Raw genomic sequence first — 20,554 nt, 5'->3', positions numbered from 1 at the left:
ATTTGTTATGAAAAAAAAAGATTTAGGACAATCTTTAAGACATAATCATCCTTCTATCAAAATTATGTCTTTTTTACTACTATTGTTCTTTATTTTGCAGTTACCAATTGAACTTAAAGATAAAGTATTTGAAACTTCAAATTTAAAAATTTGGGCCCTTTATGCAAGTTTTTTTTATTCTTTAGTTTTAATTTGTTTTTCTTTCGGCCTTTCTTTTTGCTCTTTTTACTCTAAAATTAAACATTTGAGATTTTTCTTTTTTATTTCTTTGTTATTGCAACTTAATAACAATAACACCGAAAACTCTTTAAGTTTGAAGGTTGTTGATTATCAACCTTTTAATTTTGCCATCTTTTTGGCTTGTTTGTTTTTTTATTATTTAACCCAAAAAAAAATATATTTTAAATTGTCTTATTTGTTAATCATCTTATTTTTATTTTTTGTTTTTCCTACTTTATTCAATAATTCAACACTAGCACAAACAACATATTGTTTAAAGCTGTCCTCTTTTTTGAAAATTTTTTTAATCATGATAAGACTAATCATGATTATCATGCTCTTTTTTTTATTTAACAATATCACTTCTTTTAATGAAATTAATGATGGTTTAGAAATTATTTTATCTCCTTTAAAAAAACTTAAAATCCCTACTCAAACTTTAACTTTAATGCTATCTTTGATTTTTATGGCTCATTCTTTTTTATTGCAAGAAACTAATAAAATCTTAAAAGCTCAAATGTCAAGAGGGATGGATTTAAATAAAAAAAACATTTTTAAAAAAATAAATCATCTTTTATCTTTGTTAGTTCCTATTTTTGTTTTAGTTTTCAAAAGATCAATAGTGCTTTCAAATGCTATGGAAATTAGAGGTTATGTTTTGGGAGCTAAAAGAACTAAAATGATCATTTATCACCTTCAAAAAAAAGATTTTTTTTTAATACTAACTATTTTAATGCTGTTTTTTTTTAAAGTTATACTTTTAAAGTAATTAGTTGAAACTTATTTTTTATTGATCAAAGATGACCTTGGATCAAAAATATAAAAGAATTTAAATATATAAAAAATAAAAAGATTGTATTATTTCATGAAATCAAAATTAACTTTAGTGGACCAAGATCAAGAAATCTTGGAACTCATTGAAAAAGAAAAAGAAAGACAAAAAGAAAATATATTGTTGATTGCATCCGAAAATTTTGTCTCAAAAGCTATTTTAGAAGCTCAAGGAAGTATTTTAACTAATAAATATGCTGAAGGTTATCCTAACAAAAGATATTATCATGGTTGTAACCATATAGACCATATTGAAAATATCGCAATCACAAGAGCTAAAAAATTATTTAATGCTCATTATGCTAATGTTCAACCACACTCAGGATCTCAAGCTAATATGGCTGTTTTACAAGCTTTATTACATCCGAATGATAAAATTTTGGGTTTATCATTAAATGATGGTGGACATTTGACTCATGGACATAAATTAAGTTTTTCAGGTAGTTATTATGACTCTTATTTTTATAACGTAGATCAGGAAACTGAAATGCTTGATTACGATGAGATTAAAAAAATAGCTTTAGAAATTAAACCAAAATTAATTATTACAGGATATTCTGCTTATTCAAGAAATATTGATTTTAAAAAATTTCGTACTATTGCTAATGAAATTAATGCTTATTTAATGGCTGATATCGCTCATATTGCAGGTTTAGTTGCTTGCGGCCTGCATCCTTGTCCTTTGGAAGCACAAGCGGATGTAGTTACTTCAACTACTCACAAAACCTTGCGAGGTCCTAGAGGAGGTTTGATTTTAACAAATAAAGAAGACATTATTAAAAAAATTAATAAATCAGTTTTTCCAGGAATTCAAGGTGGACCTTTAATGCATATTATTGCAGCTAAAGCTGTTGCTTTTCAGGAAGCTCTAAACCCTGAATTTATGATATATCAACAACAAGTGATTAAAAATGCTCAAGCTTTTTCTCGGGCTTTTCAACAAAAAGGTTATCATGTTGTTAGTCAGGGAACTGATAATCACTTATTTTTAATTAATTTGAAAAAGAAAAACTCCACTTTTACTGGAAAACAAATAGCTAATATTTTAGAAAAAGTAAATATAATTGTCAATAAAAACACTATCCCTTTTGACCAAGAAAAACCAATTTTAACTAGCGGTATTAGATTAGGGACACCTGCTATGACAACAAGGGGTTTCAAAGAAATAGATTTTATTAAAGTAGCTGATTTAATTGATCAAGCAATCAACAATAGGGATAATGAAATTTATTTGCAAAAAATCAAAAAAGAAGTTCTAAATTTGGTTAATGACTTTTATTAAAAAAAATTAAAAGCATTAGTAAAAAAAAGAAGGTTATTTTACTTTAATTCCTACAAAATTAAAAAAAGAATCTTTTGAAATTTTTTTTAATAAAATTATATAAAGCTAAAATATTTTAATTAATTATTTTTTATGATATATAAATATAATAATTGTTTTTAAAAATTAGAAAAATTTTCTATGAAATCAGTAAGCAATGGAGAAGTAAGCTTGTTTTATTTTTTAAAATTTTTTACATTTTAACCAAACAATAGACTTACTTTTTAATTGGTTTTTTATAGACTTTTTTAAAATTGATAAAAAATAAAAAGATGAAAAAGGAATATATATTGATCCAATGTTAACTAAATAAGAGACGGATAAAATTGTCTTATATGATAATTAAACATTGATAATTACAAGATTATACAAAATTTAAAATATAATCCAAAGTGCTTTATAACATAAAAAAAAGACCCTAATTAATTAGGGTCTTTTTTTTATGTTATTGTTTTATTTTTTATAATAAATAATAATAAGAAAATATTAATTAAAAATTAATGTTTTTACAAAATTTTGACTAAAACAAACAATACCAAAAAATTAAAAAATTTAACGTATAAAACTAAGGTATAATTACAAAAAAATAAATTAAAAATAGAAAGTTCATAGTTTTTTCAAGGTCTCTATTTTTTAAGTGGATTAATTTTTAATAAAATCCTTGTCACTTTTTAAAAGTCTTAAACCATTTAAAATAACCAACAAAGTGCTTCCTTCATGACAAAAAACTGCCCAAGGCAAAGGCAAAGGAATTGGTCTAACCAAATTTATTAAATTAAGAATTAAAACAACACTCATAGCAAAAATAATATTTTGCCAAATTATTTTGTTTAATTTGAGAGCTATTTTATGAGTGTAAATAATTTTAGATAAATCATTTTTCATTAAAATAGCGTCTGCAACATCAATAGAAACATCAGTTCCATTTTGCATTGCAATACCAATATTAGCAGCTCTCAAGGCTGGAGCATCATTGACTCCATCTCCTACCATGATTGTTGTTCCATATTTTTTTTGCAATTCTTGAATTTTTTTTACTTTTTGCACAGGTAAATTATTGCCCCAAGCTTTTTTTAAATTAAGTTGCTGTTTTAAAAAGAGAGAACTTTGATGATTATCTCCTGAAATAACTGCAGTATAAATATTTTTTTTATTGAAATAATCGATTAGGTGGATAGCTTGCAAACGAACTTTATCTAAAAAAGCTAAAGCAATAATAACTTGATTATTACTACTAAAATAAATAACTGTTTTGCCTTGTGATAAAAATATTTTTGTTTGGTTTTCCAAATCTTTTGAAACTGTTTCCACAATAACAGCCTTAGAAATGCGATAATAATTATTTTGATAAAAAGTTTCTATTCCAATACCAACTAAATTAGTAATTTCTAATGGTAAATAAGAAGTTGGGTTAAAATAATTGTTAATAGCTGAAGCTAAAGGATGGTTAGATTTTTGTTCCATTCCCAATAATATTTCTAAATAATTCTCATAATTTTCTTGAGAAATATTAGGATCAACGTAAACATCGGTAACTTCTGGTTTTCCTTCTGTTAAAGTCCCTGTTTTATCGCAAGCAAAAGCTTTTGTATCTGCTATAATTTCTAAAGATTTAACGTTTTTGAATAAAACTCCTTTTTTAGCTAAATTTGAAATTGCAGCTAGAGTTGAAGGGATATCAGAAGCAGCTAAAGCACAAGGAGAAGAAACTGTTAAAAAAACCATTGTTGAGACAAACAATTTTTTAAACGACGATAAATCCCTACTGTCAAAAAAGTAATTTATTCCTCCTATAGTTAAAACTAAAGCCACTATAACCATAATAATTTTAACATAAATGGGTTCTATTTTTTTGATAAAAGTAGCAGTTTTTGAAAAATTATTATTAGTTTGAGTAACTAATTTAACAATTTGAGCAAAAACAGTTTTTTCATTAGTGGTTAGTACACGCATAACAAAAGTATTGTTACCATTAATAGTGCTTCCGTAAACTAAATCGCCAGGTTTTTTTTCACAAGGAATAGCTTCTCCTGTGATGTTAGATTCATCAATATAAGGGTTTCCCGACACAATAATACCATCTGTAGGAATTGCATCTCCTTGCAAAATTAAAAGTAAATCTTTTATTTTTAAATTGTTAGAAGAAATAATTTCAGTAATGCCATCTTCTTTCAATAAACGAGCTTCTAAAGGACGTAATTGTAAAAGATTTTTGATTTCTTTTTGACTTTTATTTTCTACGTATTTCTCCAAAAAAGAAGCTCCAGAAAAAATTAAAATTAATAAGATAGCCTCATCATAATCTTTTAAAAACAAAGAACCTAAGGCTGCTAAAGTCATTAAAATATCGATATTAGGGGTAAATTTTTTATTTTGTTTAGAATTTTTATAAGTTTCTATAACACCTTCTAAAATAACATGATAACCTAGCAAAAATAAAATAATAAGAGAAATAGGCAACAACAACTGTTTTTCAACTATCCCAAATTTTTTTAAAAATAAAAATGCTAAATATGAAAAGATACCTATACAAAAACAAATTAATGGTTTTTGATATGTTTTTTTTTTGTTGAGAATTAAAGATTGGCAAGAGCAACTCAAATTATAACACCTTTCAATTGATTATTTGTAATTTTTGATATTTGAATGTGTAAAATCATTATAAAAACTAAAAAATATAATGTTTAGGAACAATAATCAAATTAAAAACTTTTAAAAATTATCTTATTCATGTTTTTCTTTGATTGGGTTATCTAAGATATATTGATATTTTGTTTTAATAAAATTTTCGATTATTTGACGAGTTTCTGTGTTGACAGGGTGTGCAATATCTCTAAAAGTACCTTTCGAAGTTTTTCTACTTGGCATAGCAATAAATATTCCCTTTTCGCCTTCTATAATTCTAATATCATTAACCACAAAACTATTATCAAAAGTAATGGAAGCAACCCCCCTTAATCTACTTTCTCCATTAATTATTCTAATTTTTACGTCAGTAACGTTCATTTCTTAAGCCTCCATATATTTTGATTTATTTTCTGAAATTGTTTTTATTTTTTTAATAATTTAGTAGAAATAAAATACTTAAAACTACTAGTTATTTTAACATAAATTAATAATAATTATAAATTTTTTTATAAAAAAGTTATTAATACAATTATTTAATTTATTCTTTTTTTTGTTTTTTTAAAAAAACAAACCATTGAATGCTTATTTTTTTAAAATCTTTTAGTGTTATTTCTTCAGCTCTAATTTTAATATAAATTTTTTGTTGTTCAAAAAAAAGAGTAATTTTTTCTTTGGATAGCAAAAATGAGTTTGATAAATTATTTAATAAAATTTTTCTTTTTTGTTTAAAGGCGGCTTTAACAAATTTGATAAATTTTTGCTGGCAAAAACTAGAAGAAAAATCATCATGGTCTTTTTTCTTTTCTAATTTTAAAACAAAACTATCAACTTTAGGTTGAGGAAAAAACATATGTCTTTTTACTTCTTGTATTTTGTAAATATTAAAAAAAAATTGGATTATAACAGATAAAGCATTATAATTTTTATTGTTTGGTTGAGCCATTAAACGCAATCCTACTTCTTTTTGAATCATAATGGTTGCATCATTAATTTGTGGTGTTTCAATTATTTTAAAAATAATTGGAGTTGTAATATAATAAGGTAAATTACTAATTAAGCTCAATTGAGGGTTGATAGGAAAATAAAGAAGAAAATCTTTTAATAAATCTCTTTTTAAGAAATCATCATAAATGATTTTAATATTGGGTTCATTAAAAACTAAAAAAGGTTTTAAAGTAGGATCTATTTCATAAGCTAAAAGATGTTTTGCTTCATTAATAATCAACCGAGTTAATGCCCCTTTTCCAGGGCCAATTTCTATAACATTTTTATCTTTTAAAGTTGCTTTGGCAACAATTTTTTTTAATAAATTATTATCTTTTAAAAAATTTTGACCATATTTTTTTTTAGTTTGATGTTTCATTAAAATTTTCCCTTAATCAAACTTAAACATTGGATTTGAAATAGGACGATAAAAAAATTTCTTATCTCTTTTTAAACTATTTTTAATCAAGTTTTTAATAATAGGTGATTCTTCTTTAAGATTCTTAAGTTGGTTGTGGGATTGGATTAAAATATTTTCACCAAAAATTTTGTTATTTTCATAATAAGCTCTTTTATCTACAGTATTAAAAGAAGTATAATAATCAAGAAATTTTTCATTTTGAGTTTGGTATTGATTTTTAATATTTATTATTTTTGCTTGGTTTTCTTCGTTGTTATCTAAAATATTCCAAATAGAACGATTTAAAAAATCAAGACATAAATTTTTTAAAATCTCGTCAGAACTATCTTTTAATTGCAAAATCAAACCATTAATATAATAATCATCAATTGCTAAATAATTTTTTAAATTTGTTTTATCTTTAAGAAAAGTAGCTAAAATATTGATATAAGAATCGAAAGAGAAATTGAGTTGTAATAAATCTTCAAGACGTTTAAAAATTTTTTCTAAAATAGCAATATATGCTCTTGCTTTTGGATGGTAATAAACTTGCCAAAACATATGATAACGGTTGATTAAATAATTTTCAATAGCAAAAACTCCGCTTTGTCTAAAAGCAACACATTTTAGTTGTGTTTTAGGGTTAACTTCGATAATCATACTCCTCATTAAACGTTCTGTATCAATATGACCGTAAACAGCACCAGTAAAATAAGAATCTCTTTCTAAATAATCTAACCTATCAACATCAATTTGACTACTTAAAATTTGTTCTATTAGAGGAAATTTATTGGTTTTTTCAATGATACTAGCTACATCATCTTTAAAATTAGATTCAATTTGATCTAACACAAAAACAATTTCTTGATCTTCTTTAATAATGCGAGCACTTTGTATTTCGTGATTAACATTAAATATTGTTTCAAAAGTATGAGAATATGCACCATGTCCAATATCATGTAATAAAGCAGAAATTAACAAAAGTAATTTTTCTTTTTCAGAAAAATGTATTGCAAGATTTTTAATTTTTAAAAAACGTCTTGCGAGTTCATAAACTCCTAAACTGTGCGTAAAACGTGAATGTTCAGCATTATGAAAAATAATGTTAGCGCCACTTAATTGTTTAATTCTTCGTAACCTTTGAAAAGCAGAAGTGTTAATTAATGTTTCAATTATGCGATATTCTAGGTAAATATAACCATAAATAGGATCACGAAAAACTTCAGATCTTAGAAATTTAGGATAATTATTTTGTGTTTGATTCATTATTTTTTTGGGATAATCTTATGAATTTTATGATTATTTAATATTTTTTTGTCTTTATCCTTTTCCTCCTTGTATTTATATTTAAAACTTTCTTAATAAAGTTTTTATTGAATGAAAGACACAAATAAATATATTAACGTCTTTCATTCAATAAAAAAATATTTCTTTGTAAAATTATTTGTAATGAAATATTTTTTTTAACAGCAAAAAAATAAAAGTTAATTAAAAATTTTTTTTAATTCAATGTTTTTATTTTAATCCTTTTTAACTAAAATGATATTGATTGGTCTACTTTTTGAAACAACTTAATATTTGATAAAAAATTAAAATGACAAACTGCATTCAATCTCTTTCGATTTTTAGCAATAATAAGCTCAGTTTTGGGGTTATTTGGGTTATCTTTATCATAAACTTGACCGGATATAAAAACATTACTATATCCGCATCTTGTTCTATAGTAACCGAATCTCTTAAATCAGATAATTTAGGTCGTTTGTCTTCTCTTTGTTCGAAGTTTCGGTTTAGTATGTGCTAAACACACAATACAAATGTTTAGTTCACCTGCTAATTTTTTTAACTCACGTGAGATTTTAGAAATTTACTCATAGCGATTAAACTTTGATTCATCTTGCAATAATTTGCTAATAATCAATAAAACAACATCAAGACCTAATTTATTTTTTTAAAGAACTACATTTAGATTTAATTTCGTTAATTTGATAAGTGGTTTTATCATCTAAAAATAAATCTAAGTTATCTCTATTTTATCGCTCGCAACTGTTACTTTAATTTTTTCGTTTTTTGATACTGTACTTAATTGGATTTTTCTTAAATCTACTTGCGATACAGCACTATAACATTTTAAAAGTGAATTGGTTGTTTGTCGTCCCTAAACTAAATATGGCAACAATTTTAGATTTTTTAGTAATATTAATTGCTAAGTTTATCATAAGTGTACTTTTACTCATTCCTGGACGAGCTGCTAATATTATTAAATTACCAGATTGAAAATCAAGACTAGCTGAGTTTAATTGACTAAAACCAGCATCAATTCCTAATAAATTTGTTTTTTCTTGGTTTAAAATAGTTTTTCTTAAAAGATCTTTTGAGAGGTTTTTAGGTAAAACAAAAGGATTAGTAGTTTTTTTTAATTAAAGTTACTTGATCGCCACTTTTTAATAAAAAAGCACTAGCATCATCAGTATCTAAATGACACTCCAACTTAAAATCAGGATGAACCCGACATAAAACCCCTTCTAACGTACCAGATTTAATTCCTTTAATTTTAATATTAACTATTTGTTTATCTTCCAATCCAAAATCTTTGGCATCTTGGGTAGACAAATGAATGTGTCTATTAGCAATAATCACCCCTTCTTTAATATCAACTTGTCCTTTGGGGCCTATTAAAGTAGCTCTTTCTGAATCTTTAATATCACCTGATTCTCTAACGGGAGCATTAAATCCATGTCTTAAAGCATCGCTTTGACTAATTTCTACTTGATCTAAGGAACGCACTGGTCCTAAAATGCGCACTTGGGAAAGTATTTTACCTGTTGGACTTAAAATATCGATTTTTTCTTGTGCTGCAAATTGTCCTGTTTGTTTTAAATGTTTAAAAAAGGTTAATTGAAAATTTTTTCCCCCAAATAAAACATCTAAAGTTTTTTGTGATAAATGAACATGTCTTCCAGAAATTCCAACTGGTATTATAAACATCTTTTTGCCTCCATTTAATTTTTATATTACAATTTTATTATAACATTAATTATCTTTGGAAATAAATATTTCAGCTTTTCTTATCTCACAAAATAAAAATAATAAAATGAGTGTCAAAAAAATAATTAGTTTTATATTTTAAAAAACTATTTTAAAAAAATAGTATAAAATGTTTTAAATTATTTTCTTAAGTAAATCTTTATTAAAATGAGCCAATTTTATAATTATTATTTTTTAAAGTTAATTTTTATTTGTTGAATTTAAAAAAGTTTTGCAATAAAACTTCATATTTTTTATTATCTTTACAAAAGGTAATATTGTTTTGTAGGAAATAATCACGTATTTTTTTTGGGAGAAAAATACGAATTCCTTCTTCATTATATCCTATTTGAATTTTTTGATCCTCGATAATAATAGGACTTTTTAAAATCCCTCGATTTTCCATAATCATGCTTTTCATTAATGTTGTATTCATATTTTCAAGTTCTATATTACCTTCTTTAAAAATTTTAGAACGTTTAGAAATGATGTCATCAAAACCATTAATACAATTTTTTAAAATTAAATCTAGATCTTTTTGGTGAAACCTATTACTAAATAAATTATATTTTATAAATTGTACTCTATGTTGTGTTAACCATTTTTTAGCTTTTCGAGAAGACGAACAACTAAAACTAGTGTAAATAACTACCATAATTATTTATTTAAACCTTTTTTTGTATAAAATAATGAAGAATTATTAAAAGAATTATCTTTAATGAATTCATTATATTAAAAGAAATTATATTTTTTTTATTTTGCAAATATCAATAATTAATTAAAAATTTAAATTTTGATAATAATTTTAATCGTTAATAATTTAAAAGAATAAATTGTAAATAAGTACATAATTTAGTTTTTTTGATTTAAAAAAATAATTTTTAAAAATTAATCTTTTTTTTGATTGTTTAGAAGTAGTTAAGAAATGTATAATAAAAAAATACCATTTTTTTAAAAAAATGTTTATTTATTGTTAAAACAAATATATTTTTATAATAAAAAAATGGTATTGATAAACTAGATGAAAAATGATTGAGTTTTGTAAAATGTTTTTTTTATATAATTAAAATAATAGGAATAATAATGGGCTTTCTAAAGGTAATTTCGTATATTTTAGCAGAAAGATAATCAATGATGATTTTGTTTAAAACTTCTTTTTCTATTTTATTTTTTCTAATAGCTTTTTCAACACTATTTTTAACATCATAAGAAATTTGTTGAATCAATTCTTGATTACTTTTCATATAAATAAATCCACGAGACACAATTGTCGGTAAACTAAGGACTTTTTTTCTTTTTAAATCTATACTCATAACAACCGAAAATAAACCTTCTTCACTTAAAAGACGACGTTCTTTTAAAATAGAATTACCCAGATCATTGATTCCTGAAGCATCAATAAAAATATTTTCTGCAGGGATAGTTGTGTTTGTGATATGGGCTTTATCAGGGGATAAAGAAACTATTTGACCGTTATCCAAAACAAAAATATTTTCTTCTGGAATATTACATTCTATCGCTAAACTTTTGTGAGTTATTAACATGCGACGCTCCCCATGTACAGGAATAAAATATTTAGGTTTAATAAAAGTTAACATTAATTTGAGTTCATTTTGATTGCCATGACCCGATACATGAGTGTTGATTAAAGGTCCATGGGTGATAACGTTAACATTTTTTTTTAAAAGAAGATCTAAAATTTTGTTAATGTTTTCTTGGTTTCCAGGAATAGGTGAAGAAGAAAAAATAATAGTATCTTTAGAATTAAGTTTAATTTGTCTGTGGCTGTTATTAGCAATTCTACTCAAAACTGCGAGTGGTTCACCTTGCGAACCTGTACATAATAAAATTATGTCGCGATATTTATAAATATTATGACTAGGAATTAAAGTTCCTTCGGGAATGTTTAAATAACCGTTTTTTTGCCCGATTTCTAAAGCTTTTTCCATGCTACGGCCAAAAATAGCAATTTTTCTTTTAGTTAAAATAGTAGCTTCTATAATTTGTTTAATACGATAAAAATTAGAAGCAAAAGTAACTATAATGATTCTATCAAAAATTTTGACAAATAATTCATTAATGGAATTGCCAATGGTACTTTCTGATTTCACTGCCCCTTCTTGTTCAGAGTTAGTAGAATCAGAAAGCAAACATAAAACTCCTTCTTGCTTAATTTTAATTAATTTATCATATTCAGCTTCAGGCCCTACAGGAGTATAATCTATTTTAAAATCACCAGTGTAAAAAATATTACCATATTGGGTTTTGATAACAATACCAAAAGTATCAGGAATAGAGTGATTAAGTCTGATAAAAGAAATGGAAGCATTTTTAAAATGATAACAAGAATCAGCATTATAATTTTCCATTGGAGGCAAAATGCCAATGTCTTTGTGTTCTAATAACTTATGCTCTAACAAATGATAAGCAATCCCTGAAACAAAAATTTTAGGAATACAAACTTTTTTTAATAAATAAGGAATTCCTCCGATATGATCTTCATGACCGTGAGTAATAAAAAGTCCTACAATTCTTGTTTCATTTTCTCTTAAATACTGATAATCAGGAATAACATAATTAACCCCTAATAAAAAATTATCCGAAAATAAAACACCCGAATCAACAATAAAAATTTCTTTTCCTATTTCAAAAACATACATATTTTTGCCAACTTCACCAAGACCTCCCAAGGCAAAAAAAGAAACATTTAAATTGGTTGAATCTATATTTGAGGTCACATTATACATAAAAAAATTCTCCTTTGTTCGAAATAACATATCAAAATCGTATTTTGACAATTATTACTACCTATATTATAGTATAATATAAGCGATAATTATAATTAATTATTCATAATATAACTTTTATAAATAAAAAATGAAAAAATTATATAATTTAAAGAAAATAGGTGATAATATTTTATGAAAAAATTAATTTTTTTTGATATTGATAATACTTTAAGAAGTTACGCAAAAAAAGCTATTCCAGATCAAACCAAAAAATTAATTAAACAGTTATCAAAAAATCCTGATGTAGTATTAGGAATCGCCACCGGAAGAAATTATGGAAGATTAGATGTTTTAGAAGATATAAGACATTTATTTAAGTATTGGGTGTTATCTAATGGGGCTTTAACTATGATTGGTGATAAAATTATTAATGAAGTTTGTTTTACTAAAGAAATTATATTAGCAGTACAAAAAGAAATTGCAAAATCTGAAATTTTAATGAATTTTTTTGGTTTTGAACAAGGTTTTACATTTAACAATTACAAACAAGTTAATGATTTTAAAAATGCAAGTCCAATCACTTTAACAAAAGATTTTTATTTGCGAAATAAAATATATCAAATATCTTTGTTGTACCAAAAAGATTTTCAAAAATTAAAAATTAAAAATTTTTTAGCTCAAATGAAAGAATTAAAAGCTTATTTTTGGGAATGTGGTTATGTCGATATAATGTATCAAAAAATTGATAAATCATACGGCATTAAGAAAATTAAAAAGCTATATCCAAATCATCAATTAATTTGTATAGGCGATGGTCCAAATGATTTTGAAATGTTAAAATTAGCAGATATTGCTATTACTATGGGAAACACTAAATTAGAAAAATTGAAAAAAATCGCTAATTTTATTAGTCCTCATATCGATGAAGACCGTATCTATGAATTTTTTGAGCAAGCAAGATTAATTTAAAATTTAAAACACTTATTTATTAATAAAAAAAAGTCAAACTATTTAATTTAAAATAAATTAGTTTGACTTTTTTTTATTAAATTAATATAATTATTTGGAGCGGGCGATGGGAATCGAACCCACGTCTTTAGCTTGGAAGGCTAAGGTAATAGCCATTATACGACGCCCGCTTACAATGGTCGGGAAGGCAGGATTTGAACCCGCGACCTCCTGGTCCCAAACCAGGCGCTATGCCAAGCTAAGCTACTTCCCGTCATAAAATTATTTTGTTTTAATGGCACACCCAAGAGGATTCGAACCCCTAACCTTCTGATCCGTAGTCAAATGCTCTATCCAATTGAGCTATGGGTGCTTTAATTTGGTGACCCGTACGGGATTTGAACCCGTGAATGCATGCGTGAAAGGCATGTGAGTTAACCGTTTCTCCAACGGGCCTATTTTTATACTCATTATATATTTTTAAAAAAGATAATAAGTAAAATAATTTCTTTAGGAATCATTAAAACAAAATAATTATTAATTAATTAAAATAGATTACTTCTAAATTTTATCAAGATTTATGATAAAAGTCAAGGTAAAAAGATTTATTTTTTCATAATGTTAATAATAATATTATATATGGATTTCATTTGATTTTTAAAAATTTAAAACATATATTTAAAAATATTAAGAGAAATAATCATGAATTTATTTTTTTAATAATCCCTATGCCAACAGCACTATTGCCAATATGACAGCCAATCACAGGAGTCAAAGGTATTTCTAGCAAATCTTTTAAACCTAATTTTGTTTCTAACACTTTTTTAAAATCATCTTTTAATTTGGGATAGCCAGAAAAAATTAAATGTGCTTGATAGTTTTGACCCTGAGTATAATTTTTCATTTTTTCAACAATAAATAAAAAAGCTTTATAAGTGCTAAGAGTTTTTTTAATAAGAGCAATTTTGCCAGTTGATTGCACTTGTAAAATAGATTTAACACCTAAAAGGCGACCAAAAAAACTTTTAGTTCCAGTAAGCCTACCATTTTTGATTAATTGAGTTAGTTTTTCTGTCATAAAAAAAATAGTATTATTATTTTTAATTAAATCTAAAATTTCGATAACTTCCTTTAAAGAATATCCTTTTTGAAATAATTGATAAGCTTGTAGAGAAAAATAACCTTCACAAAAACCAACAGTCTGGGTATCATAACAATAGACTTCGATTTTATCAGCGACCATTTTTTGAGCTTGAATAATAGCATTATAAGTGCCACTTAAAACAGAAGATAAAGTTGTAATAAAAACTTTTTTATAACCTTGAGATATTAATTTTTTAAAATAAACTACCATTTCTCCAACTGATATTTGTGAAGTTTTGGGTAAAAAATCAGGATTTTTTTGAAACATTTGATAAAATTGTTCGTATTTCATGGTATCACCATCAAGATATTCAACATCTTCAATTAAGATTTTAATTCTAATAATATCAATATCATAATTGTGTGAATAATAATCAAGACAACTAGTAGAAGTTGTAGCAACTTTTATTTTCATATTATTCTCCTTTTATTTGGCTAATAAAATAATTATTATAAAAACAAAAATATAAATAAAAATCCAATATTTTAAAATTATAATTAGCTTATTTTGAATTTACAAATAATAAATTATCTGTTTTTGTCAAAGTGTAATCTTTTTTTCTTATTTTTTTCGTTTTATTCATTTCTCACACTTATAAAAATAGGAATGACAATTGGTCTTTTTTTGGTTTCTTTAAATAAAAATTTAACTATAGATTCTCTAATGTGTTTTTTAAAATCATTCCATTTAAGATATTTTTTTTTCAAAAAAAAAGCACTTTTTTCATAAAAAACATCTTTTAATTTAGAAAAAACATCATTAGTTTCTGTTTGTCCTAAAAATCCTTTACTAACTATTTGCGGTTCTCCAATGATTTTTTTATATTTGGTGTTAACATTAGCAACTAAAATCACAACTCCGTCAGCAGCTAAAAGTTCACGGTCTTTCATAATAAAATCTTTTCCATCCGCTACAGGTGTTCCATCAATTAAAATTTCACCTAAAAAAATAGTTTTGTGTTCAACAAAAGGTTCTTTGTTTGAAATACAATGCCAAACTGATCCGTTTTCTAATAAAAATATTTGAGAAATTTTAAAACCTGTTTTTTGAGCTATTTTTTTGACTTGATGTTGGTGGCGATATTCTCCGATGACAGGAATAATATAATGGGGTTTTAATAAATTCAACATTATTTTGAAATTTTGTTCATAATTGTTTTCAGAGGTTAACAAATCTTTAATTAAAAGATGAGTTTTAATGTTATGGCGTGATAAAATATCTAAAGTTTGGGATTGCATCTTTGTAATTCCTACTATTTCTTGAGATATTAATAAAAGTAAATCTTGAGGAGTTAAATGAATTTTGGAATCTGCTTTGTTTGCCATTTGTTGCAAACGTTGTAAAGTTTCGAAATGTTTTCCAAAAAGAAAAACTACTAATTGATTGTGTTTTGTGTGTTCTTCAAAAGTATTTAATTTGACTAAATTGGAAGGAGGAATTTTTAAAAAATCTTTTTTTAAAGCCACGTCAATAATTTTTTCATTTTGATTCCCTAAAATAGCTACTTTTAAATTTAATTTACAAGCTAAATCAATTGCTTTTTGTATTTTTAACAAATCAGGAGTTAAAGAAGCCACAACAACAATTCCTTGTGGTTTTAAAGTGTAATTAATAAAATAATTACTAAGTTTGTGATCAAAATTATTTTGGTTATCATCATAAGAATAATTAAAAGCCCCTTGTGAGGCTGGCAAAAAAGCTAAAACTTTTTGTTGAGCTATTTTGGTTAATTGAGTAAAATTAGTTTGAAAAAATTGATTTTGTGATTCTAAAGATTTTAATTCACCAGTATAAACAATAGCTCCTCTTTCAGTTTTAAAAGAAATACCTAATGTTTCTGGTATAGATTGAGATGTACTAAAAAAAGAAACTTCAACATCTTCAAAATTAAGTACTTCATCAGGTTTAATAACGTTTAATTTCAAATTTTGATAATTAATTTGATGATTTTCGAAATGTACTTTTAAGACTTCCATGGTAAAATAAGAAGTATAAATGGGTAAATTAAAATCTTTAATAAGATATGGTAAAGCTCCTAAGTGAGTTTCAAAAGCAGAGGATAAAAAAATACCTTTAATTTGATCTTTTATACTTTCTAATTTATGGTAATCTGCTATCATTGAATCTATCCCATACAAAGAAACGCCAGGATATTTTAAACCAGCATCAATAATAAAACAAGATTCATTAATTTGCAATAGATAAAAATTTTTACCATTTTCACCTAAACCACCTAAAGCAAAAAATTTAATGTTGCTCACTTGTAACCTCCAGATTATTATTTGTACTTTTATTTTTTTTATTGTTTACAAAAATTATTTATTTTTTATTCAAAAACAAATATTTAAAAAAAGTAAATTTTAAAGTAAGAAAATAATCAATAAAAAAATCCAACTAATGATGATGAAAAAAATAAAAAAATACGTACTTATAAAATTTCAAAAACATCAGCATCATTAATTAAAATAACAAACCTTTAAAAATTGTGGATATTATTTGAAAAAATATCATTTATGTTAAATTTGATCGCGAGTTAAATTCAATGATTATTATTTACAGTTATTTTTTATTTTATTAAAATTTTATTAAAATAAAACATTTTTCTAATTTTTATATTTTTAAATTGCATTATCTTATCAATAACTATAAATTTTTTCAAATAAAATAATTGGATAAATAAATTGGAATGTATTTTTTTAACACATTTTAATATAATTGATTAATTACAAATATAAAATCAAAATACTTTCTAATATAATTATATTATACTAAAAAAAAACTTTTTAAGAACACATTTAGCAATCAATATTTTTTTCTTTTTTTGATTAATTAAGACAAAATGGTTATTTTTTGTAAAAAATATTTTTTACAAAACTTCATAACAATATTAGTGTTTTAATTTTTTTAAATTATACTGTAAAAGATGTATAATTAATATATGAACGTTAGTATTTTTTTCATTCATGGTATTAATAAAAAAAGAATATAGAAAAGGAATTTAAAATGCAAAATCAATACCCTTCTTATCCACCACAAAATCCTATGTATAATCAATCAATTATACAAAAAAATTACTTTGTGATGCGTTTTTGGATTATTTTTGGTTTGTTTTTTTCATTAAATTTTTTTATCCCATATGTATTTTTTGCTTATGTAATCATTTGTTGTTACAATACATACAAAATTTTAGTCAAAGTAGGAAAAATTTCACACCAAACATATCATTTAAATCTTAAAACTTTTTTAAATAGATGGTTGATTGCAATTTTTTTAATGGGTTCTTCAGTATTATTTTCATTAATATATATTGTAAGAATATCGGATTTTTTAAATTCAATATCTGTTTCTTTAGAAAACATAGGAGTGACCAACCTCCCACAAACCCCATCTATACTTTTCATTGCATTAATAGCTTTTGTAGTTGGTTATTTATTAATTATTATTAATGAAGGTTTAATGTATAAGTTTTTAGATAAATTTGAAAGCAATCAACAAATCACTCCTAATGGTTTTTATAATCGTTTTATCATCTCCCTTATTTTTCAGTTTGTTTGGTTACCTTTAGCTATTTATGCTTTATCAAGTGGAAACATTATTAATCTCTTTTTCACATGTATTCTGGGGGCTATATGTTATTTAATCGGACGGATTTTAAATCTAATTAATGATTATAAATTATGCTATAAAATGGATATTTTACAAATTTAAAAATAACATCATTTAAAATTTAATTTCCAAGACTGGTTGCAAGGCTAGTCTTTTTTTATTTTTTTATAAAGTTAAAATAACATCAAAAACTATTTTTATAATATTTTTTAAAAGAAAAAGGATAAACATTTTTTTAAAAATATAACAACATAGTTTTTCATAATTTTCTGGGATGTGTTAAGCATTTTTGATATCTTTGCGCTGTTCCGTTTTTTTGGACATTTTTTTATTTAAAAATTACTCTTTAAGACTTAAAAATAAGTAGATAATTTCATATCTTTTCAAACAAACAAATTATTAAAATTACAAATAAAAAATGTCTAAACTTTTTTAAATTTGCTAGTTTCAAAAGATATTTTTTTTAAATATTATATCATTTCACTAACTAGCTAGGGAAAAAAAGTGGAAAATCCCCCTAGAAAATGAAATTAAAATTATTTTTTTACGCAATTATGTTGTTTTTAAAAAAAGGTGCAAAAAGATAACCTTTTTCAAGGTTGAATATTTAAATAAAAAATATTATCTAAAATTTAAGGAATATTGAGAGGGAGATGAATAATTTAATTTAGCTAAAAACCATTTAGTATTCCAAAATTTAGGGAAATAATTGATTATTTTTTTAACTTTTTCGGTTGATTTTTGAAATAAAAATGGATTTTGATATTGTAAAATGCTTTTGCTTTTCATTTGGCCAAAAAAGTTTTCAATGACTGCGTTGTCCCTTGGATTGGCTTTACGCGACATACTAATTATTTGTTGGATTTTTTGAGATTGATAAACTGTGCCCTGATCAGAGTGAATGATGCATGGATTTTTTAATTTAGGTAATTTTTTAATTGTATTTAAAATTAATTCTTTATTTTGATACTTTGAAGTATGCCAAGAAATAATTTGGTTGTTAAAAGAATCGATAATACAAGAAAAATATAAAAACCCTTGGGAAGTTTTAAAATAAGTGATGTCGGTAAATAGTTTTTGCATGGGATTAGTTGATATAAAGTCTTGATTGATTAGATTGTCTACTACTTTTAATTTAGGTTTTAAATTGTTTTTATAACTATATTTATTTTTTTTAATTCTTAAACGACAACAAATGCCATTTTCTTTCATAATTGAATAAACTTTTTTCTTGGTAATTATTTCATTAAAGGTTTGTTGATATAAATTAGTGATTTTCCGATGGCCGAAAAAATATTGATTATTTAAACATAAAGCATTAATTCTTTTTTGTTGTAAAAGGTTTTTTTCTTCTTTTTCTTTAATTTTATTTTCGACTTTCAACCAATAATAATAAGTACTTCTTTTGATTTTGATAGTTTTTAAAATTGTGGTTAAATTTAAACTATTTTTAAATTTTTTGACTAAATTAAAAACTGTTTTTTTATTAGTTTTTTGGGTTGTTTTCATTAGAGTTTGTAATAATTTATTTTTTTGTTTTAATATTTCTTTTGATTTTATATTTTTCATGATTGAAATATCGTTTTCCTTTTTTTTATATCATATACATAAATTATTATAGCTCTAATAATTGTATTTGTTTTTAAAAAAAAGGGGGGTACGCGCAATTTGGGGGGCTCTTTCTTTTTCGTCTTTTTTCTTTTATTATATATACTTATAAATTTTGTTAGCGCTTCAGCGCGTTTAGGGCTTTTGGTTGGTTTTGGATTTAAAAAATCTCTTTTAATAATTGGAAGGGGAAATGGGGAATTATTTTTATATCGAATAATAATAATGATGGGTAAAGGATATAACGATAATATCAAATATCGAGTATCATTATCATTATCGATATAATATATAAAATATCACCCCCCCTTTAATGTTTGGTTTTGGCAAGGAAATTTAACTATTCAAATGGTAACAAAGTGGTAACTGAGTGGTAACAAAGTGGTAACTGAGTGGTAACAAAGTGGTAACTGAGTGGTAACAAAGTGGTAACCAAAAGGTAATAAAGTGGTAATAATTATTTATTAATTTTTGTTTCTTTTTTATTTAAATTTGATAAATATCCAGATCTAAGCTTTTTAACACGATAGCCTTGTTTATTTTTGGTAATAAATAATTTTATATATTTTAAATCTTCTAACTGATAATAAATAACATTTAATCCTTTTTTATAGTTTGTGTTGATGGGGTTATTGTATTTATCTAGTTTTTTGGTATCTAATTTATATAATTTTAAAGTGTCTAGTTTGTCTACATTTATTTTGCCTATCAATTCTTTAATGTAGTCTTTTTGTTCGTTAAGATAATTAATTTGGAAGATAGGGAAATGCGTTTTAAGGGTATTATTTTGGCTTTTAAGGGGCGTTGTGGGGTTGGTGAGTGTTATATTATTATTATCGTTTTCAGGAGAACGATTTTTGATTATTTCTATTCTATACTTTTTGATTTCTTCTAAGATTTGAGGGTCTACAAAGAGGGTTTGGTTTTTTGGGCGGTAATTTGCTTGTTGATAGGAATTTTTCTTTTTAGAGTGAGAAACAATCGTAATATTTAATAAATCTTGTTTTAACGTTTGTAAAAAGTTTTTAATTTGAACTAAGTCGTTGGGGAGTGATTTTGTTTCCCAACCTCCGATTCTAATTTCTTGGTTTGTGTCGTTTTTCATTTTTTTC

General features: G+C 24.3%; 17 protein-coding genes and 4 tRNA genes. 4 read left to right on the top strand and 17 right to left on the bottom strand.

Annotation, left to right across the window (positions count from 1 at the left end; all coding sequences use genetic code 11):
• Positions 1-7: 7 nt before the first annotated feature.
• Both PSOL_RS00520 and glyA read left to right on the top strand, forming a co-directional pair.
• Complete coding sequence (locus tag PSOL_RS00520) at positions 8-988, top strand: energy-coupling factor transporter transmembrane component T (protein WP_349402017.1); 981 nt, start codon at positions 8-10, stop codon at positions 986-988.
• A gap of 96 nt (positions 989-1,084) precedes the next feature.
• A complete protein-coding gene (gene glyA / locus PSOL_RS00515) occupies positions 1,085-2,332 on the top strand; it encodes a serine hydroxymethyltransferase (RefSeq protein ID WP_349402016.1) in 1,248 nt (415 codons plus the stop codon).
• Positions 2,333-3,013: 681 nt separating this feature from the next.
• Here glyA and PSOL_RS00510 read toward each other — a convergent pair.
• The 9 genes from PSOL_RS00510 to PSOL_RS00475 all read right to left on the bottom strand — a co-directional run bounded on the left by PSOL_RS00510 (position 3,014) and on the right by PSOL_RS00475 (position 12,154).
• Entirely contained in the window at positions 3,014-4,972 is a 1,959-nt protein-coding gene (locus PSOL_RS00510) for a heavy metal translocating P-type ATPase (RefSeq protein WP_349402015.1), read from the bottom strand.
• A 123-nt stretch (positions 4,973-5,095) separates the two neighbouring features.
• A complete protein-coding gene (spoVG, locus tag PSOL_RS00505; protein WP_349402014.1) occupies positions 5,096-5,377 on the bottom strand; it encodes a septation regulator SpoVG in 282 nt (93 codons plus the stop codon).
• 160 nt (positions 5,378-5,537) lie between these two features.
• Complete coding sequence (rsmA, locus tag PSOL_RS00500; protein ID WP_349402013.1) at positions 5,538-6,362, bottom strand: 16S rRNA (adenine(1518)-N(6)/adenine(1519)-N(6))-dimethyltransferase RsmA; 825 nt, start codon at positions 6,360-6,362, stop codon at positions 5,538-5,540.
• Positions 6,363-6,374: 12 nt separating this feature from the next.
• Positions 6,375-7,649, bottom strand: coding sequence for an HD domain-containing protein (locus PSOL_RS00495; RefSeq protein WP_349402012.1), 1,275 nt, complete (start codon positions 7,647-7,649; stop codon positions 6,375-6,377).
• A gap of 342 nt (positions 7,650-7,991) precedes the next feature.
• Positions 7,992-8,177, bottom strand: coding sequence for a DnaB-like helicase C-terminal domain-containing protein (locus tag PSOL_RS00490; protein WP_349402208.1), 186 nt, complete (start codon positions 8,175-8,177; stop codon positions 7,992-7,994).
• Positions 8,178-8,500: 323 nt separating this feature from the next.
• On the bottom strand, positions 8,501-8,701 hold the full coding sequence (locus PSOL_RS03405) for a DnaB-like helicase C-terminal domain-containing protein (RefSeq protein WP_350340399.1): 201 nt from the start codon (positions 8,699-8,701) through the stop codon (positions 8,501-8,503).
• Between the two features lie 82 nt (positions 8,702-8,783).
• A complete protein-coding gene (gene pduL / locus PSOL_RS00485) occupies positions 8,784-9,368 on the bottom strand; it encodes a phosphate propanoyltransferase (protein ID WP_349402011.1) in 585 nt (194 codons plus the stop codon).
• A gap of 247 nt (positions 9,369-9,615) precedes the next feature.
• Positions 9,616-10,062, bottom strand: a complete 447-nt coding sequence (gene spx, locus PSOL_RS00480; protein ID WP_349402010.1) for a transcriptional regulator Spx — start codon at positions 10,060-10,062, stop codon at positions 9,616-9,618.
• 400 nt (positions 10,063-10,462) lie between these two features.
• On the bottom strand, positions 10,463-12,154 hold the full coding sequence (locus tag PSOL_RS00475; RefSeq protein ID WP_349402009.1) for a ribonuclease J: 1,692 nt from the start codon (positions 12,152-12,154) through the stop codon (positions 10,463-10,465).
• 174 nt (positions 12,155-12,328) lie between these two features.
• On the opposite strand from PSOL_RS00475, the gene PSOL_RS00470 reads away from it, so the two are divergent.
• Entirely contained in the window at positions 12,329-13,105 is a 777-nt protein-coding gene (locus PSOL_RS00470; RefSeq protein WP_349402008.1) for an HAD-IIB family hydrolase, read from the top strand.
• 95 nt (positions 13,106-13,200) lie between these two features.
• On the opposite strand, the gene PSOL_RS00465 is transcribed toward PSOL_RS00470, so the two are convergent.
• The 6 genes from PSOL_RS00465 to PSOL_RS00440 all read right to left on the bottom strand — a co-directional run bounded on the left by PSOL_RS00465 (position 13,201) and on the right by PSOL_RS00440 (position 16,489).
• Positions 13,201-13,275: transfer RNA gene (locus PSOL_RS00465), tRNA-Gly, on the bottom strand.
• A gap of 6 nt (positions 13,276-13,281) precedes the next feature.
• Positions 13,282-13,358, bottom strand: a tRNA-Pro gene (locus PSOL_RS00460).
• Positions 13,359-13,380: 22 nt separating this feature from the next.
• Positions 13,381-13,457, bottom strand: a tRNA-Arg gene (locus PSOL_RS00455).
• Positions 13,458-13,464: 7 nt separating this feature from the next.
• A tRNA-Glu gene (locus PSOL_RS00450) sits at positions 13,465-13,540 on the bottom strand.
• Between the two features lie 244 nt (positions 13,541-13,784).
• The gene (locus PSOL_RS00445) at positions 13,785-14,642 is read right to left on the bottom strand and encodes a DegV family protein (protein WP_349402007.1); all 858 of its coding nucleotides are present in this window, start codon (positions 14,640-14,642) and stop codon (positions 13,785-13,787) included.
• Positions 14,643-14,803: 161 nt separating this feature from the next.
• Complete coding sequence (locus PSOL_RS00440; RefSeq protein ID WP_349402006.1) at positions 14,804-16,489, bottom strand: ribonuclease J; 1,686 nt, start codon at positions 16,487-16,489, stop codon at positions 14,804-14,806.
• Between the two features lie 742 nt (positions 16,490-17,231).
• On the opposite strand from PSOL_RS00440, the gene PSOL_RS00435 reads away from it, so the two are divergent.
• The gene (locus tag PSOL_RS00435) at positions 17,232-17,936 is read left to right on the top strand and encodes a hypothetical protein (protein ID WP_349402005.1); all 705 of its coding nucleotides are present in this window, start codon (positions 17,232-17,234) and stop codon (positions 17,934-17,936) included.
• Positions 17,937-18,455: 519 nt separating this feature from the next.
• Here PSOL_RS00435 and PSOL_RS00430 read toward each other — a convergent pair.
• Positions 18,456-19,403, bottom strand: a complete 948-nt coding sequence (locus PSOL_RS00430) for an IS3 family transposase (RefSeq protein WP_349402004.1) — start codon at positions 19,401-19,403, stop codon at positions 18,456-18,458.
• A 496-nt stretch (positions 19,404-19,899) separates the two neighbouring features.
• Positions 19,900-20,547, bottom strand: coding sequence for a hypothetical protein (locus PSOL_RS00425; RefSeq protein WP_349401927.1), 648 nt, complete (start codon positions 20,545-20,547; stop codon positions 19,900-19,902).
• Positions 20,548-20,554: the final 7 nt, after the last annotated feature.

The sequence above is a fragment of the Candidatus Phytoplasma solani genome (assembly GCF_040126175.1).
Lineage (GTDB): Bacteria > Bacillota_I > Bacilli_A > Acholeplasmatales > Acholeplasmataceae > Phytoplasma > Phytoplasma solani_A.
This window is presented reverse-complemented; position numbering and strand designations above follow the sequence as displayed.

What these genes read in the sequence shown, in the direction of transcription:
- PSOL_RS00520 (WP_349402017.1), top strand. Translation starts at nt 8, where the DNA reads ATGAAAAAAAAAGATTTAGGACAATCTTTAAGACATAATCATCCTTCT.
- glyA (WP_349402016.1), top strand. Translation starts at nt 1,085, where the DNA reads ATGAAATCAAAATTAACTTTAGTGGACCAAGATCAAGAAATCTTGGAA.
- spoVG (WP_349402014.1), bottom strand. Translation starts at nt 5,377, where the DNA reads ATGAACGTTACTGACGTAAAAATTAGAATAATTAATGGAGAAAGTAGA.
- rsmA (WP_349402013.1), bottom strand. Translation starts at nt 6,362, where the DNA reads ATGAAACATCAAACTAAAAAAAAATATGGTCAAAATTTTTTAAAAGAT.
- PSOL_RS00495 (WP_349402012.1), bottom strand. Translation starts at nt 7,649, where the DNA reads ATGAATCAAACACAAAATAATTATCCTAAATTTCTAAGATCTGAAGTT.
- pduL (WP_349402011.1), bottom strand. Translation starts at nt 9,368, where the DNA reads ATGTTTATAATACCAGTTGGAATTTCTGGAAGACATGTTCATTTATCA.
- spx (WP_349402010.1), bottom strand. Translation starts at nt 10,062, where the DNA reads ATGGTAGTTATTTACACTAGTTTTAGTTGTTCGTCTTCTCGAAAAGCT.
- PSOL_RS00475 (WP_349402009.1), bottom strand. Translation starts at nt 12,154, where the DNA reads ATGTATAATGTGACCTCAAATATAGATTCAACCAATTTAAATGTTTCT.
- PSOL_RS00470 (WP_349402008.1), top strand. Translation starts at nt 12,329, where the DNA reads ATGAAAAAATTAATTTTTTTTGATATTGATAATACTTTAAGAAGTTAC.
- PSOL_RS00445 (WP_349402007.1), bottom strand. Translation starts at nt 14,642, where the DNA reads ATGAAAATAAAAGTTGCTACAACTTCTACTAGTTGTCTTGATTATTAT.
- PSOL_RS00435 (WP_349402005.1), top strand. Translation starts at nt 17,232, where the DNA reads ATGCAAAATCAATACCCTTCTTATCCACCACAAAATCCTATGTATAAT.
- PSOL_RS00430 (WP_349402004.1), bottom strand. Translation starts at nt 19,403, where the DNA reads ATGAAAAATATAAAATCAAAAGAAATATTAAAACAAAAAAATAAATTA.
- PSOL_RS00425 (WP_349401927.1), bottom strand. Translation starts at nt 20,547, where the DNA reads ATGAAAAACGACACAAACCAAGAAATTAGAATCGGAGGTTGGGAAACA.